Consider the following 14551-nt stretch of genomic DNA (forward strand, 5'->3'; position numbering starts at 1 on the left):
CGGCCCTGTCCAGCGGAACGAAGACCATTGAGCCGATCGGCAAAAAGGCCGGTCAGAACAAAACCGAACCCAAGGAAAGCCGCCAACTCAAGGCGTTCTGCCCCTTGCGTTCTTTCATTGGAGAAGTGTCATGACAGGTGCAGATAGCAACAACAGAGCACCATCGGTCGATCTGAAGTTCGAGGTCGCCGTCATTCCGGTCGCGGATGTCGATCGCGCCAAAAATTTCTACGGTCGCCTCGATTGGCGGCTCGATGCCGACTTTCCCGTCGGCGATGCGTTTCGCGTTGTGCAGTTCACTCCCCCGGGCTCGCCGGCATCGATCCACTTCGGCACCGGGCTGACCTCGGCTACGCCCGGTTCGGCGAGCGGCCTCTATCTGGTCGTTTCGGATATCGAAGCCGCGCGTGCGGAACTCGTCGAACGGGGCGCCGAGGTCAGCGACATCTTCCACCGCGAGGGCCCCGGAAAGCCAGCGATCAGCGGACGCGATCCCGCGCGCCGCAGCTACCGCTCCTATGCCACCTTCAGCGACCCCGACGGCAACGGCTGGCTGCTGCAAGAGGTGACCGAACGTCTGCCCGGGCGTGTGGATACCGAGGTGACGGACTTTGCTTCCGTCGGTGACCTTGCGGGGGCCCTGCGTCGCGCTGCCGCCGCCCATGGCGAGCACGAGAAGCGCAACGGTGGTGAGCACGACCATAACTGGCCGGATTGGTATGCGGCCTACATGGTGGCCGAACATGCGGGCAAGCCGCTTCCCGAATGAGCGCCGGCCATGACCGTCGCGTTTCCTCCATGGCGTAAATCTGCTATAAGCGGCCATTCCAGACAGAGTCGGACAGGGGTGGTGTGAGATGCACAGGATCGGCTACGTCGTCTTTCCGGGATTTCAGCTCATGGGGTTCGCGGCGGTCACCGCCTTCGAGATCGCCAACCTGACGCTTGGCGAACCAGCCTATGCGATCGAATTGCTGTCGGAGGCCGGCGGCGAGATCAAGGCGTCCGCCGGCTTCGGCGTGCTCACGAAGGCCTTCGACGACGCGGTCTATGACACCGTCATGTTCGGCGCGGGCGCCGTGATCGAGCCGGTAACGCCGGGACTCGCCGCCTTCGCGCGCCATGCCTTGGAGGTCTCGCGCCGGGTGGCAGCCCCTTGCACAGGCGCCTTCATCCTCGCCGAGTCCGGACTGCTCGACGGTCGTCGCGCCACGACCCATTGGGTGTTCGCCCGTCAACTGCGCGAGCGATTTCCCGAGGTCAAGGTCGAGGAGGATCGTATCTTCATCGTCGATGGCAGCGTGTGGACCTCGGCCGGCATGACGGCAAGCATTGATCTCGCGCTGGCGATGATCGAGAAGGACCATGGCGAGGATGTCGCCCGTCAGGTGGCACGCAAGCTCGTCGTCTATCACCGGCGCGCCGGCGGCCAGTCGCAGTTTTCCGCCCTGCTGGAACTCGATCCGAAGTCGGACCGCATTCAGAAGTCGGTCAATTACGCCAAGGCCAACCTGCGAAACGTCCTCTCGGTAGACGAACTCGCGGACGCCGCGGGCTTAAGTGCGCGCCAGTTCAGTCGCGCCTTCCGTTCGGAGACCGGCCAGTCGCCGGCAAAAGCGGTCGAGCATCTGCGGGTGGAAGCCGCGCGGCTCTTGATGGAGCAGGGGCGTCACTCGATGGACGTGATTGCCGAGCAGACCGGTTTTTCCGATAGCGACCGCATGCGCCGGGCCTTCCTGCGCACGCTCGGGCAGCCGCCCCAGACGATCCGACGCAATGCGCGCGAAGGCGTTGCCTGACGGTAATAACCTGCCTTGAAAATGCGATTGTATCGCCGTGTATCCAGCCCCTGCGGTTTCTACACGTGCTTTCAATAGGACGCCGCCAAGCACACGCCCCAGATACACCAGCACTCCATTTGTGATGCCAGTTCAGTTCCCCGGAGGGTAGTCAATGTCGGACGAAATCAACCACCCGCGCCGTCGTTTCATCGGCGCAATCGCACTCTCGCTGGCGGCAACGCAGTTCGCATCGGCTGGCGCGGTCAGAGCGCAAGCGGGAGCCGGTGAGGCGCCGCGCCTACCCGCCGTCGCCCCGGGCACGAACAAGTCCTTCCCCGTCCTCAAGCAGATCGATGCGGGCGTGCTCAACGTCGGCTACGCCGAACTTGGCGCCAGCGATGCTCCTGCCGTGATCCTGCTGCACGGCTGGCCCTATGACGTTCACACCTATGTGGACGTGGCGACGGTGCTCGCCAATGCCGGCTATCGCGTCATCGTTCCCTATCTGCGCGGCTATGGCACGACTCGGTTCCTGTCCGCCGAGACTCCAAGGAACGGCCAGCAGGCTGTGATCGCAACGGATATCATTGCCCTGATGGACGCGCTCAAGATCGAGAAGGCGGTCATCGGCGGCTGCGACTGGGGTGCGCGAACCGCCAACATCATCGCGGCCCTGTGGCCCGAGCGCTGCAAGGCGCTGGTCTCCGTCAGCGGCTATCTCATCGGCAGCCAGGAGGTGAACAGGAAGCCACTTTCGCCGCAGGGCGAGCTTGCCTGGTGGTACCAGTTCTACTTCGCCACCGAGCGGGGCTATGAGGGCTACAAGCAGAACCGAAAGGAATTCGCCCGGCTGATCTGGAAGCTTGCCTCGCCCAAGTGGAACTTCGACGACGCCACTTTCGACAGGAGTGCCGAGGCGCTTGAAAACCCCGATCATGTCGATATCTCGATCCACAACTACCGTTGGCGGCTCAGCCTGGCCGAGGGGGAAGCACAGTACGACGACCTCGAAAAGCGGCTGGCGCAGTTCCCTACCATTACCGTCCCGACCATCACGCTTGAGGGCGACGCCAATGGCGCGCCGCATCCCGATCCCGCCGCCTACGCCAAGCGTTTTTCCGGCAGATACGAGCATCGGCTGCTTGCCGGCGGCATCGGCCATAACCTGCCGCAGGAGGCGCCGCTCGCTTTTGCCGAGGCAATTGTCGCCGTCGATCGTTTCTAGTTTTTCTCCCGCAGATTGCGTGGAGGCGCGGGGATCCGGTTCGCCGGCCCCGCGTTTTTTTGTGCGCGGTGATTGGAGACAGGGCCCGCCGGATGCGGCGCCGCGTCATGCTGGTGTGGCGCAATGGGCGACAACCACTTTCGGATGGACTTCGTATCAGCGTGTATCGGCGCCGGCACCTGGGCAGGTTTCCATACATTTTCGGGCGTCGATGAAACATCCGATACATTTTGAGGGCGCCAGATGCGTCTCGACAGTCGCAGGGCAATCGGGCCCGGACGGCAAACCTGTTGAAAGGAAAACACCATGAGCGCAGCTGAAAAGGTACTCTACACCGGCAAGACCCACACGACCGGCGGCCGCGACGGCGCTGCCCGCAGCGACGACGGACGCCTGGACACCAAGCTTTCCACGCCCGGCAGTTCCCGGCCGGGGACGAACCCGGAGCAACTTTTTGCCGCCGGTTGGTCCGCGTGTTTCATCGGCGCGATCGGTCTGGCGGCTGGCCAGTCGAAGGTCGCGCTTCCCGCCGACGTCGCCGTTGATGCCGAAGTGGATCTGCTGAACCGCGACGGCGGCTACTTCCTGAAGGCACGGCTGAATGTCAGCCTACCGGGGATCGACGCCGACGTCGCGCGTCGGCTCGTCGATGCCGCGCACCAGACCTGCCCCTATTCCAAGGCGACCCGGGGCAACATTGACGTGACGATCAATCTCGTCTGATCAGCACTACCTCTTGTCACCTCCGGAGCGGCGACCATCAGGGTCGCCGCTCTTTTGCATCGGCCATGGGCGTGGCCGAGCCCGGCAAGCCTATTCTTCTTGAGCTTTTGATCTCAATCGTGACATTAGGAAAATAATATATGCGATTGTTTTATATCGCATTATACGGCGTTTTATGAAACTCCTCTCTACTGAGGGCGGATCACCAGCTCGCCCAAAAGGCCGCCGCCGTCACGATTGCGCAAGGTCAGAGACGCGTTGATGGAGACTGCCAACTGCTGGGCGATGGCGAGACCAAGTCCGGTCCCGCCGGTCTCGCGATTGCGGGAATCCTCCAGCCGGACGAAGGGTTTCAAAACGGCGCCCAGTTGATCATCCGGGATGCCCGGCCCGCGGTCGAGCACGCTGATAACCACCGTATCGTCAGCAAGCCGCCGTGCCTCGATCTCGGCGCTGCCTGCGAATTTGAGCGCGTTGTCGACGAGGTTGGTGAGAATGCGCCTGAGCGCCTGCGGCCGGGTTGTGACCGTGCCGCCATCGATATCGCTGGCGCTGACGGACTTGCCGGTGTCCTGATAATCGTAGACGAGGCTTTCAATAAATGAGGCGAGGTCGACGCGCGTCGATTTCTCGACATTGCCGTGGGCGCTGCGGGCATAGGCAACGCCTTCTTTCACCAGGCTTTCGATCTGGCCGAGGTCTTGGATCAGCTTCTCCCGATCGGCGAAATCCTCGGCCATTTCCGCGCGCAGCTTCATGCGGGTGATCGGCGTCTGCAGGTCGTGGGAAATGGCTGCAAGGATCTGGACACGTTCTTCAAGATACTGGGCGATGCGGTCGCGCATGGCATTGAAAGCGGTTGCCGCATAGGCGACCTCCGTCGGGCCGGTCTCACTGAGCCGCGGCGTGTTGCGGTTTGGGTCGAGCGTGTCGGCCGCTGCGGCAAGGTTGACGAGCGGGCGGACGGCCTGCCGCATGGCAAACCAGCTGCAGAAAAGCAGAAGCGCGAGTTGCGCCAGCAGCACGTAAGGCAGCCAGTCGGCGAGCGGCATTACCCCCTTGGGATAGACGTCGATCGTCAGCGGCGAGCCGTCGCTCAATGTCAGATGCGCCTGCACGTGGCGGCGATCGCCGGGGATCGTCTCGATGGTGACCGGATATTTCGGGCCAGTCGCGCGCTGGATGTTGGCGGAGAGCTCCGCGGTGGCCGGATCGACCGACGCGTTGCCGGGCACGCCCGGTCCGAGAATGAAGCCGTAGTTGTCGCGGCTGAGGCGATTGAGCCAGGAGGCACGCTCGTTAGCGGGCAGGCGGTCGAGGATTGCGATCGAGGTCGCTATGTCGTTTTCGAGCGTGTTGAACATGACAGACTTGGCTGACATGTAGCGCTCGAAGAACAGAACTGTGAACGACATCACATGTGCGATGGCGAGGCCGGCCAGCAGAATAACAAAGAGCCGCGCCCTGAGCGTGCGCGGCCATAGTCGAAAGCCTCTTTCAGCAGCGTTCGCGGTCATTCGCGCGCCTCCACGATCTCGATCGGCACCGAGAAGACATAGCCTTCGCTGCGCACCGTCTTGATGTAGGCCGGCTCGCGGGCGTCGTCGCCGAGTCGCTGGCGGACCCGGCTGACGAGCAGGTCGATCGAGCGGTCGAAGAGATCGGCCTCGCGGCCTTGCGTGAGATTAAGCAACTGGTCGCGGTTGAGCACGCGCTGGGGGTGGTCGATGAACACCTTCAGCAGCCGATACTCCGCTCCGCTCAGCGCGATCACGGTGCCATCAGCATCGATCAGGTGCCGCGCCGTCGTGTCGAGCTTCCAACGGCCGAAGCGCAGCAACTGCCCGGCCTCCGAAATCTGCAGGTTGGGCGGCAGCATGCGCGCGCGCCGAAGCACGGCCTTGATGCGGGCCAGCAGTTCGCGCGCGGAGAATGGCTTGGAGAGATAATCGTCGGCACCCATTTCGAGCCCGAGAATGCGATCCATCTCGTCCGAGCGGGCGGTCAGCATGATGATCGGGATCGCTTTATGCTTGCCGGCGCGCAGCTCGCGGCTGAGCACCAACCCGTCGTCGCCCGGCATCATCACGTCGAGGACGATCAGATCGACGGTATCGCCTTCGAGGAAGCTGCGCATCTGTCGCCCGTCGGCGACCGCGGTCGCGCGCAGGCCGTTTTTCTTCAGGTAGCTCGACACGAGTTCCCGGATCTCTCGGTCGTCGTCGACAATCAGCACATGGTCGATATGCTCCATCGAGCAAACTCCTCAAGTCGGTTTGGCCTTCGCATGGTGCCGCCGCTTCTGGGCGAGGGGGCTGTGCCACTTGCTCTGTCTGGTTGACGCTCTGGATATGTCGTCGGTGTGTTCGCAACATCCAGACTTGCATGCGAATGTAATGCAAGCGCCTGCAGATACATTTCGACACAATTTCACAAAGGAAACCCGCCGCTTGCTGTCAAGCGGCGGGTCGTGGGAACTGTGGCTGATCGCGTCAGGCTTTAGCTTTTGCAGCAAGCTGCGCGCGATACTGGGCGGTGGGCAGGCCGCCCCAGCCCCAATTGTCGAGGTCGACTTCCTCGATGACCACATAGGTCGATTCCAGCGGCTTGTTGAGCACGTCGAGCAGCACTTGGCTGACGCCTTTGATGATCTCGGCCTTTTCCTCCGCCGTCACCGTTTGACGCTCCGGCGTGGTGCCCTCGCGGGTCACCTGAACTGTTACGATCGGCATTGCCGTCTCCTTTCTGGAACTTGATGGCACCCAAGCTGCCGCGTTTGTTTGGAGAGTTACGGGCCTACCAGCGTCCGGCGTTCTGGCCGCCGTCCACATGCAGGATCTCGCCCGTTACGAAGCCGGCACCCTCCAGGTAGAGAACTGCGTCGACGATATCGCGGATCTCGCCCATTCGTCCGACCGGGTGAAGTGTCGAAAGCGCCGCATGCGTTTCCGGCGCGTGCATCGGCGTCTTGATGATGCCGGGCGAAACCGCGTTGACGCGAACGCCTGAAGTCGCGAATTCGATCGCGAGCGCCTGGGTTACCGAATTCAGGCCGCCCTTGGTGATGGAGGCAAGCGCGGCGGGCACGCCGGCGATCGGCTGGTTGACGAGGCTGGTGGTGATGCTGACGATGTGGCCGGAGCCCTGCTTCAGCATCTCGCGGGCGGCGTGCTGGGTAATATGGAAGAAGCCGGCGACATTGACGCTCATGTTCAGGTCGTAGTCTTCCTGGGTGAAGTCCGTGAACGGCTTGGCGGTGAAGACGCCGGCATTGTTGACCAGGGTGTCGATGCGGCCGAACCGTTCGAGGCCCTGGCGCACGACGCGCTCGGCGGTCTCGGGATTTCCGATATCGCCTGCAACGGCGAGGATGCCCGCATCCGCGCTCTCCCTAATCGAGCGCGACGTGGCGATGACACGGTAGTTGCGATCGCGGTAGGCCTGCACCAGGGCGGCGCCGATACCCTGCGATGCACCGGTGATGATGGCGACCTTCTGTTCGTTGCTCATGGATGTGATCCTTCTTCGATTGCAACGGGCGTTCGTGCAGCCCGTCCCTTCGCCCTCGGCGTTGGTGCAATCAGATTTAGACCCATCCGATCTGTGCGAGAATTGACGACAATCGGCAGTCAATAAACCGAAATTCGGCATAATCAGTCAAGCGTGCCAGCTTCCATCGCCATGCGTGCGAACTCGGTCCTGAGACGCGGCAAGGCGAAATCCGCGAAGGCGCGAACTTTGGGAACCGACATGCGGCCCTGCGGTGCAAGAAGATGAACCGGCATCGGCGGATGCTCGGCATCGGCCAGCACGATCTTCAACTGTCCGTCGTGGACATGGCGCGCGACATGGTAGGAGTAGAGCCGGGTAAGGCCGGTGCCCGCAACGGCGGAATCGACCGCTGCGCGCACGCTGTTGACGATGTAGCGCGGCGTGAACTGTACCGTGCGCGGGATCAGCGAACCTTCGGTCGGCGTAAAGGTCCAGGAATCAAGGCCGAAATTGGTGAAGGCGACGATCTGGTGCTTGGCGAGGTCTGCCGGCTCGTCGATGCGGGGATGACTGGCGAGATAGCGTGGGGAAGCGACGACGACGCGCCTGATATCGCCGCCGATGCGTGTTGAGATCAGCGAAGAATCCGCGAGGTGCCCTATGCGCAGCGCGATATCGACGCCTTCGTCGACAAGGTTCACGAAGCGGTCGAGCAGCAGCAACCTGGCCGAAACCGCCGGGTAGAGATTGAGGAAGTCGTCGAGGATCGGGCGCAGCATCTCTTCACCGAGGATCGGCGGCGATGAGATCGTTACCGTGCCGCGCGGAGCCGCGCGCTCGCCGCCTGCGAGCATATCGGCCTCTTCGAGATCGACCAGCACCCGCCGGCAGGCGGCTGCATAGCGCTGGCCCGCTTCACTGAGTTTCAGCGAGCGGGTCGTCCGGTGCAGCAGTTCGACACCGACATGGGCTTCGAGCAGGTTCAGCGCGCGGCTGACGGCCGTTGGCGATCGCTTCAGCCGACGGGCCGCACCCGCAAGGCTGCCTTCGTCAATCGCCGTGACGAAGACCTTCATCGCATCGATACGATCCATTCTGCCGACTTTCGCAAGAGATGACGTCAATCAGCAAGAATTCGTCTGCAAGACGGCGGAAGTAAAGGGCCGACAGCACTGCATAGGAGAGTGCTGTAACTTCTGAGCTACGCCGGAAAGAGGCGAGCGATCAAATCGGACGCGGAGCCCTGCCAAAGCTCGCCCTTGCCGGTTCCCGACCACAAGGACAGAAAGTCTGGCGACCCCTTCGCGGTGGACGCCGCTCTGATGTCACGCGTGAACTTGTTCTGGGCCGGAAAGGGCATTACGGCGGCGGCATCCACCTCGTTCATGAAACGGTTTTCGACGCCGCGCGCAAACCGGCCGGAAAAGGCCCGCGTCGTTCGCGTCTTCCGCTCCGTGCCCTCTAGCGCCGCGCGATAGGGGGCCGACGTCCCAGCTTCGGCGGTCTTGAGGAAGGCCGTACCCATCTGCACGGCGCTGGCGCCTTTTGCGAGAACGGCTTGGATGTCGGAACCCGTCATGATCCCCCCCGCGGCGATGAGCGGTACCTTGACCTTTCCCAGGCTCCAGGCGAGCAGGTCTTCAAGGCCGATTTCGCTGTCCTCGGCGGACGGGTCGAAGATACCTCGATGCCCGCCGGCCTCGTATCCCTGCAGCGTGATGGCATCGACGCCGCTCTCTTCGAGTGCCAGGGCTTCCTCGGGCGTCGTTGCCGTGCCGATGATCAGCATTCCTGCGTCACGAGCAGCGCGCATGTGCTCGGCGGGCAGAACGCCAAAGACGAAGCTCAGCGCCGCAGGCTTTGCCCGCAGCACCGCCTCGAACTGCGCGTCGAAATCCTCTTCGTAGGGCGCTGCAAATTCCGGCGTGGGCAGGCCGAGTTCGACGCGGTATCCCGCCGTCGCGCGCCGGGCGCGCTCGAGCGCCGCGGCGTCGATCTTCGGCTGCGGATGCTGGATGAAGAGGTTTATGGCGAAGGGACAATCTGTCCGGGCACGCACGGCCTGGGCGAACTCTACGATCGCCGGCGGGCTCGAATAGGCCGCGCCGATCGAGCCGAGCGCGCCGGCGGCGGAAGAGGCTGCCACGAGCGCCGGCGACGAAGGACCTCCGGCCATCGGCGCGACGATCAGGGGATGTCTCAGGCCGAGTTTCGAAAGGGTGCCCTGCATAGTCGTGTCCTCGCTGCGTGTTGCCTGCCATCTGGCAGCGCTGCAGAGGTAGGGTGAGCGGTTACGGACGCAAGGGCAGGCGCCACAGTTTACCCGAATATCTTGTGGGTCGCTCGCGGCAGGTATGGCGGAGGCGATGGCCCCCTCGGGACCGTCGATCGCGCGGCAACTGTTGCAACACAGTCGGTTGACTGGCACTGTCGCTCGGTGGCGAGAGACCTTTCCAAGGAGCCCGCGATGTCGCGACAGACGGACAAGCAAGAGACACTTCCGAGCCTTGTCGAACACTACCGGCCCGTGCAGCTGAAGGCCGTGCTTGCGGCTTGCGCAATAAAGCACCGCGAGCCTCCGCCGCCATTACCGGAGGAGCGCCACTACGGATCGCAATTGCCGGAGGGATTTCACCTGCCGCAATCTGTCTACGACGACTGAGCGCCGGCTCCGCCCTCAGTTCGTTGCCAGCGTCCAGGCCATGCCGGCGAGCGCGCAGGCAAGCAGCGTGGTTATGACCGACACATTGAAGCGGAAGATCGCCACGCCGGCCGCGAGCGTCAGCAGCAGTGACGGCAACACCAGCGACCCTAGGACCGGAATATCGAGCGCCAACGGCCCGAGCGTCCAGGGGGCGACTTCGGCAAACAGCGTGTGCAGGCCAAACCAGACCGCAAGGTTGAGGATGACCCCGACGACGGCGGCGGTGATCGCCGACATGGCGCCGGTCAGCGCGACGTTGTTGCGCAACCGCTCGATGAAGGGCGCGCCCAGGAAGATCCAGAGAAAGCAGGGAACGAAGGTGACCCAGGTCGTCAGCATCGCTCCGAGGGTCGCAGCCGCCATGGGCGAAAGCGTGCCGGGATCGCGATAGGCACCCATGAAGCCGACGAACTGGACGACCATGATCAGCGGCCCAGGCGTCGTCTCGGCCATGCCGAGCCCGTCAAGCATCTCGCCCGGCTTCAGCCAGCCGTAGTGCTGCACCGCTTCTTGGGCGACATAGGCAAGTACGGCATAGGCGCCACCGAAGGTGACCACCGCCATCTGGCTGAAGAAGAGGCCAATCTGGCTGAAGACGTTGCCCGTGCCGAGAATGGCGACGAGCAACGCCAGCGGCACCAGCCACAGGGCAAGCAGGATCGCCGAGATCCGCAGCGACCAGGCGAGGTTCGGGCGCGCATGCGCGGGAATTTCGTCGCCGAGCACGGAGTCTTCGTCCTTGAGCACCGGACCCGTGCTGGCCTTGTGGCCTCCGCCGATGCGAAAGAAATCCGAGCCGGAACGTGCACCGATGTAGCCAAGCACCCCGGCTGCAAGAATGATGAGCGGGAAGGGGACCCGGAAAACGAAGATGGCGATGAAGGCGGCTGCGGCAATGCCGATCATCACCTTGTTCTTCAGTGCTCGCCCGCCGATGCGGAAGACGGCCTGAACGACGACCGCGAGCACCGCGGCCTTCAGACCGAAGAAAAGGCCCTCGACGACCGTGACATTGCCGAAGGCGGCGTAGATGTAGCTCAGGCCCAGGATCGCGAGGAACCCCGGAAGCACGAAGAGGATGCCGGCGACAAGGCCGCCGGCGGTGCGATGCAGGAGCCAGCCGATATAGACGGCAAGCTGTTGCGCCTCGGGTCCCGGCAGAAGCATGCAGTAGTTGAGCGCGTGCAGGAAACGGTGTTCGCCGATCCAGCGCTTTTCATCGACCAGGATGCGGTGCATGACGGCGATCTGTCCAGCCGGCCCGCCGAAGCTCAGCGCCGCAATCCGCGCCCAGACCCGGACCGCTTCGCCGAAGGAGATGCCGTGGCTTTCCCGTTGCCGCGCCGGTCCCGGCGCGGCCCTGTCCGCAATGTCGGTCATCTCAGGCGTCCTTCTTGGCCGAGGGCCAGTTGTGGGTCTCGTTGGTAGCATCCCGGCACCAGCGATAGAAGGCGTCGTAGAGCAGCATACCGGCGTCCAGCTGTTCCAGATCGTCCGCATACATGCGCGAAAGCCCGAGCGAGGCAGCAAGCAGGCCAGAGGCCTCCGGCGCGAGTTCCAGGCGGGCGGTATCGGCAGCCCGCACGATCCTGGCGAGCCGCAGCAACGGGGCCGTGGCAAGCCCGAATTCCTCGACCATGACGTCGAAGGTGCAGCGCTCGCCGCGGTGGCTCCAGCGCACGGGCGCGTCGATGTCGAACGGTGTCGCCCGGAAGCGCTCGCCGACCATCTCCACTTCCGACGGCGCTACGTAAAGGAAAACGGCATGCGGATCGACGAAGCGCCGGATCAGCCAGGGGCAGGCGATGCGGTCGATCTTCGGCCGCGCCCGGGTGACCCAGACCGTGTGCCCTTGGGCGTTCCGTTCCGGTAGAGCCGAAGACGGCACGGCGGGGCTGCCGCCTTCGACCCACGCCTCGAACCCGCCTTCGAGCACATCGGCGGAGATGCCGGCATTGCGCAGCCAGGCGGCAACGCCATGGCTGAGCTTCTTGCCCTGCTGGCAGATGACGATCGCCGACGCTTTGTCGACGTCGTGTGTCCAGTCCTGCACAGTGCGATAGTCGCGCCGGGCGGATCCCGGGACGAGACGTGGATCGGCGTCGAAGTCCTCGTCGACGCGAACGTCGATCAGCGCGGGACAGTTCGGCGTGCCGATGAGGCGAGCGAGTTTTTCCGATGATATTTCGAGATACGACGACATGACGCGTCCTCCGGATGAGCGGTTCTATGGACGCGATGCTTCGGCTGGCGCCTCATGGGGTGATCGCACCCCCATCCGCGAAGTTTGCCGCCGTTGGCCGCACGCTGTCAAGCCGCGCTTCGGCGGCGACTTTACGGGACATGGCGAAAGCGCTTCGCACTGAGGCGTGATCCGAGGCAAACTACCGAAGGATTGTTACAGGTCTTTGGCGGCAGATCTCAGTTACCGTCAAGGAAGCGACCTGAGTGCCGAAGGTCACACTCAGGTCGCGGAGAACGGCATTCGGGCTATTTGCCGGCCTCGTTGGCTGCGGCCTCGATGACGCCCGCAACCTTCTCCGGTTGCGACGCAAAGACAGCGTGGCTGGCCTTGATTTCGGTCACCTGGCTGCCGGCGCGCTTGGCCATGCTTCTCTCCAGGTCCGGGTTGATGGCGCGGTCATCGGTCGCGACGATCGACCAGCTTTTCTTGGTGCGCCAGGCGGGGTCGCCGACCTTGGCGGCGAAGACCTCCTTGGCGGCAAGGACCTGCGATTTCGCCGCAAAGGCCGCCTCCGCCGCAGGCAAATCGGCGGCGAAGTCGGCCGGAAACGCCTTTGGGTCGAGATAGAGATACTTGCCGTCCGGGGTTTCGCGCACGCTCATGGCGGCCGCAGGTTTCGATCCGGCGAGCGCTGCAAGGTTTTCGCCCTTGTCGGGCTGAAAGGCGGCCACATAGACCAGGCCTTCGACCTTGCTATGGTGTCCGGCCTCGGTGATGACCATGCCGCCATAGCTGTGGCCGACGAGCAGGGTCGGGCCATCCTGGAGATCGAGGATGCGGTTCGTCGCCTCGATGTCCGCGCCGAGCGACGTCAGCGGCTCCTGGACGACGGTCACGTTGAAGCCGCGGCGCCCGAGGATTTCGGAGGCTTCTCTCCAGCCGGAACCGTCGGCAAAAGCGCCGTGAACGATGACGATGTTCTTGATCTCGGCTGCTTGCGCTGCGAAAGCGACGACGCTTGTCGCCAAGGCAAGCGCGATGGTCGGGAGGATGCGGTGGTTCATGCGATCGTTCCTTCTTCTGTTCGTGAGGCAACGATCGCAATCTGTTCAGGCGAGGTATCCCGGATGTGTCGGTCTTCGCCGCAATATGTACCGCATTGTAGCGGCTCAATCTCGACGCCATGGCGAGAGGCCGAAGCGCGGTCTTTCACCCTGCGTGGCAAGGTACAGAGGCACACCGCGCGAAGGCGCGCTACGATTCAACCAGGATCACAAGCGATGACGGCACAACCCCGTCATAGGCCATGGCGTCCACCGCAGCCTGGCTTTGCATCGCCTGCGAGAGGGCGCCAATATCGGGAACATCCATCATGACGGCCACGCGCGTCGGGTCCTTTGGGTCGACGAAGGTCCGGATGTTGGTGATGCCGAGCGCGCCGAAGAGTTCCTTGCGTCTCGGCGATTTCAGCCAGTGATCGGCGCCTTTGGTAATGTTGTGATGGGCGATGATGGTCGGCATCGGATCCTCCCTCTTTTGACGCTGTGCACCGGCGTCGCAACTTTCCCGGCGCATCCGCGTTCCTTCAACGGAACGGCCTGAAGGCCGGGCTGTCAATTAGCCCGTCAGAGGTAGGCGCGTTTTTTCTCTGGCAACTTGAAGGAAGAGGTTCATGCCGAAATTTATCACCATCGGATACGGCGATCGCGTCGGCTACGATCGCACGGCGGCAGTGGTGCGCGATGCGGCGCATGCGCATGACGCGCGACTTCAGGCCGATGGCGTGTTGATGGGGATTGCCGGCGCGCCCGTGCAGGTGCGCAATGCGGATGCGGCGCGGGTCGAAACCAAGAATGGTCCGTTCCTGTCATCCCCGTTGCCGGTGGCCGGTTTCGCGGTGATCGAAGCGGCCGATCTCGACGAAGCCATCGCCCTGGTTTCGCAGACACCCTGCGCCGTTGCTCACGGCGTGGTCGAAATCTGGCCGCTTAAACTTCCTTAGGGAGTCGCCCAGGAGACCTGAGCGGCGAGCATGGATTCGGCCTCATCGGCCGTCTGGCGCTGGGATTCCGTGGCTCCGGCCGGAGCGATCTTCATCTCCGGTCGACCTTCCCTGAAGATCTTCCACTTTGTCGGTCGGAAGGCGATGCGGCTGTGGTCGCCGGCAGCGGCGCGCTCGGGCGAGAGTTCGATCTCGACATGCGGATGGTTGCGGCCAAGGTCGAGTTCGAGATGACGGGTGCCGGCAACCCGGCGGCTGGCGGCAACGAGGCCGGCAAGGCAACCGCCGGAGCCGTCGACCAACTCGATGTCATGCGGGCGGAAGTGCAGTTTCGCGGGGCCGTCGGGCTCGGACGGGGCGCGCAGCCCGATCGGCCGATCCTCGAACCAGATCTCGCCGTTCTGCAGCGTAACATTGAGGCAGTTCGACTGGCCGATGA

At 63.6% G+C, this 14551-nt stretch carries 17 protein-coding genes; 6 read left to right on the top strand and 11 right to left on the bottom strand.

Features of this window, described 5'->3' with window-relative positions:
• Positions 1-130 precede the first annotated feature (130 nt).
• The 4 genes from IB277_RS36980 (at position 131) to IB277_RS36995 (ending at position 3729) form a co-directional block, all read left to right on the top strand.
• On the top strand, positions 131-769 hold the full coding sequence (locus tag IB277_RS36980; protein ID WP_134887927.1) for a VOC family protein: 639 nt from the start codon (positions 131-133) through the stop codon (positions 767-769).
• An 88-nt stretch (positions 770-857) separates the two neighbouring features.
• Positions 858-1799 carry a GlxA family transcriptional regulator gene (locus IB277_RS36985; RefSeq protein WP_134887926.1) on the top strand — a complete coding sequence of 314 codons (942 nt, stop codon included), beginning with the start codon at positions 858-860 and terminating at the stop codon, positions 1797-1799.
• Between the two features lie 154 nt (positions 1800-1953).
• Complete coding sequence (locus IB277_RS36990; protein WP_134887925.1) at positions 1954-3006, top strand: alpha/beta fold hydrolase; 1053 nt, start codon at positions 1954-1956, stop codon at positions 3004-3006.
• 306 nt (positions 3007-3312) lie between these two features.
• A complete protein-coding gene (locus IB277_RS36995) occupies positions 3313-3729 on the top strand; it encodes an organic hydroperoxide resistance protein (protein ID WP_034799671.1) in 417 nt (138 codons plus the stop codon).
• A gap of 188 nt (positions 3730-3917) precedes the next feature.
• Here IB277_RS36995 and IB277_RS37000 read toward each other — a convergent pair whose 3' ends face one another.
• The 6 genes from IB277_RS37000 to IB277_RS37025 all read right to left on the bottom strand — a co-directional run bounded on the left by IB277_RS37000 (position 3918) and on the right by IB277_RS37025 (position 9451).
• Positions 3918-5246, bottom strand: a complete 1329-nt coding sequence (locus IB277_RS37000; protein ID WP_060518122.1) for a HAMP domain-containing sensor histidine kinase — start codon at positions 5244-5246, stop codon at positions 3918-3920.
• The gene (locus tag IB277_RS37005) at positions 5243-5983 is read right to left on the bottom strand and encodes a response regulator (protein WP_034799675.1); all 741 of its coding nucleotides are present in this window, start codon (positions 5981-5983) and stop codon (positions 5243-5245) included. Before IB277_RS37005 ends, IB277_RS37000 begins: the two co-directional genes overlap by 4 nt.
• Positions 5984-6221: 238 nt before the next feature.
• Positions 6222-6461 carry a 4-oxalocrotonate tautomerase family protein gene (locus IB277_RS37010; protein ID WP_034799678.1) on the bottom strand — a complete coding sequence of 80 codons (240 nt, stop codon included), beginning with the start codon at positions 6459-6461 and terminating at the stop codon, positions 6222-6224.
• A gap of 64 nt (positions 6462-6525) precedes the next feature.
• Positions 6526-7239 carry an SDR family NAD(P)-dependent oxidoreductase gene (locus tag IB277_RS37015; RefSeq protein ID WP_034799680.1) on the bottom strand — a complete coding sequence of 238 codons (714 nt, stop codon included), beginning with the start codon at positions 7237-7239 and terminating at the stop codon, positions 6526-6528.
• Positions 7240-7382: 143 nt separating this feature from the next.
• Positions 7383-8315: a LysR family transcriptional regulator gene (locus IB277_RS37020; protein ID WP_060518118.1), complete on the bottom strand. Its 933-nt coding sequence runs from the start codon at positions 8313-8315 to the stop codon at positions 7383-7385.
• 107 nt (positions 8316-8422) lie between these two features.
• Positions 8423-9451 carry a nitronate monooxygenase family protein gene (locus tag IB277_RS37025; RefSeq protein ID WP_034799685.1) on the bottom strand — a complete coding sequence of 343 codons (1029 nt, stop codon included), beginning with the start codon at positions 9449-9451 and terminating at the stop codon, positions 8423-8425.
• Positions 9452-9688: 237 nt separating this feature from the next.
• On the opposite strand from IB277_RS37025, the gene IB277_RS37030 reads away from it, so the two are divergent.
• Positions 9689-9883: a hypothetical protein gene (locus IB277_RS37030; RefSeq protein ID WP_034799687.1), complete on the top strand. Its 195-nt coding sequence runs from the start codon at positions 9689-9691 to the stop codon at positions 9881-9883.
• A gap of 15 nt (positions 9884-9898) precedes the next feature.
• On the opposite strand, the gene chrA is transcribed toward IB277_RS37030, so the two are convergent.
• The 4 genes from chrA to IB277_RS37050 all read right to left on the bottom strand — a co-directional run bounded on the left by chrA (position 9899) and on the right by IB277_RS37050 (position 13631).
• The gene (chrA, locus tag IB277_RS37035) at positions 9899-11305 is read right to left on the bottom strand and encodes a chromate efflux transporter (RefSeq protein WP_034799690.1); all 1407 of its coding nucleotides are present in this window, start codon (positions 11303-11305) and stop codon (positions 9899-9901) included.
• Position 11306: 1 nt separating this feature from the next.
• Complete coding sequence (locus tag IB277_RS37040; RefSeq protein WP_034799692.1) at positions 11307-12128, bottom strand: sulfurtransferase/chromate resistance protein; 822 nt, start codon at positions 12126-12128, stop codon at positions 11307-11309.
• 287 nt (positions 12129-12415) lie between these two features.
• Positions 12416-13174: an alpha/beta hydrolase gene (locus IB277_RS37045; protein ID WP_034799694.1), complete on the bottom strand. Its 759-nt coding sequence runs from the start codon at positions 13172-13174 to the stop codon at positions 12416-12418.
• Positions 13175-13364: 190 nt separating this feature from the next.
• Positions 13365-13631 carry a hypothetical protein gene (locus tag IB277_RS37050; protein ID WP_034799696.1) on the bottom strand — a complete coding sequence of 89 codons (267 nt, stop codon included), beginning with the start codon at positions 13629-13631 and terminating at the stop codon, positions 13365-13367.
• A 151-nt stretch (positions 13632-13782) separates the two neighbouring features.
• Between IB277_RS37050 and IB277_RS37055 the strand changes: the two genes are divergently transcribed.
• Positions 13783-14112, top strand: a complete 330-nt coding sequence (locus IB277_RS37055) for a YciI family protein (RefSeq protein ID WP_192373307.1) — start codon at positions 13783-13785, stop codon at positions 14110-14112.
• On the opposite strand, the gene IB277_RS37060 is transcribed toward IB277_RS37055, so the two are convergent.
• The coding region (locus IB277_RS37060; RefSeq protein WP_192373309.1) for a TOBE-like domain-containing protein at positions 14109-14551 on the bottom strand (443 nt) is incomplete at its 5' end. The two genes, IB277_RS37055 and IB277_RS37060, sit on opposite strands and share 4 nt — an antisense overlap.

Source organism: Ensifer sp. ENS07, assembly GCF_014852185.1.
Lineage (GTDB): Bacteria > Pseudomonadota > Alphaproteobacteria > Rhizobiales > Rhizobiaceae > Ensifer > Ensifer adhaerens.

Bases quoted from the DNA above. Each gene is read 5' to 3' on its own strand.
- IB277_RS37020 (WP_060518118.1), bottom strand. From the start codon at position 8,315: ATGGATCGTATCGATGCGATGAAGGTCTTCGTCACGGCGATTGACGAA.
- IB277_RS37010 (WP_034799678.1), bottom strand. From the start codon at position 6,461: ATGCCGATCGTAACAGTTCAGGTGACCCGCGAGGGCACCACGCCGGAG.
- IB277_RS37040 (WP_034799692.1), bottom strand. From the start codon at position 12,128: ATGTCGTCGTATCTCGAAATATCATCGGAAAAACTCGCTCGCCTCATC.
- IB277_RS37015 (WP_034799680.1), bottom strand. From the start codon at position 7,239: ATGAGCAACGAACAGAAGGTCGCCATCATCACCGGTGCATCGCAGGGT.
- IB277_RS36980 (WP_134887927.1), top strand. From the start codon at position 131: ATGACAGGTGCAGATAGCAACAACAGAGCACCATCGGTCGATCTGAAG.
- IB277_RS37045 (WP_034799694.1), bottom strand. From the start codon at position 13,174: ATGAACCACCGCATCCTCCCGACCATCGCGCTTGCCTTGGCGACAAGC.
- IB277_RS37025 (WP_034799685.1), bottom strand. From the start codon at position 9,451: ATGCAGGGCACCCTTTCGAAACTCGGCCTGAGACATCCCCTGATCGTC.
- IB277_RS37050 (WP_034799696.1), bottom strand. From the start codon at position 13,631: ATGCCGACCATCATCGCCCATCACAACATTACCAAAGGCGCCGATCAC.
- IB277_RS36995 (WP_034799671.1), top strand. From the start codon at position 3,313: ATGAGCGCAGCTGAAAAGGTACTCTACACCGGCAAGACCCACACGACC.
- IB277_RS36985 (WP_134887926.1), top strand. From the start codon at position 858: ATGCACAGGATCGGCTACGTCGTCTTTCCGGGATTTCAGCTCATGGGG.
- IB277_RS37005 (WP_034799675.1), bottom strand. From the start codon at position 5,983: ATGGAGCATATCGACCATGTGCTGATTGTCGACGACGACCGAGAGATC.
- chrA (WP_034799690.1), bottom strand. From the start codon at position 11,305: ATGACCGACATTGCGGACAGGGCCGCGCCGGGACCGGCGCGGCAACGG.
- IB277_RS37000 (WP_060518122.1), bottom strand. From the start codon at position 5,246: ATGACCGCGAACGCTGCTGAAAGAGGCTTTCGACTATGGCCGCGCACG.
- IB277_RS36990 (WP_134887925.1), top strand. From the start codon at position 1,954: ATGTCGGACGAAATCAACCACCCGCGCCGTCGTTTCATCGGCGCAATC.
- IB277_RS37030 (WP_034799687.1), top strand. From the start codon at position 9,689: ATGTCGCGACAGACGGACAAGCAAGAGACACTTCCGAGCCTTGTCGAA.
- IB277_RS37055 (WP_192373307.1), top strand. From the start codon at position 13,783: ATGCCGAAATTTATCACCATCGGATACGGCGATCGCGTCGGCTACGAT.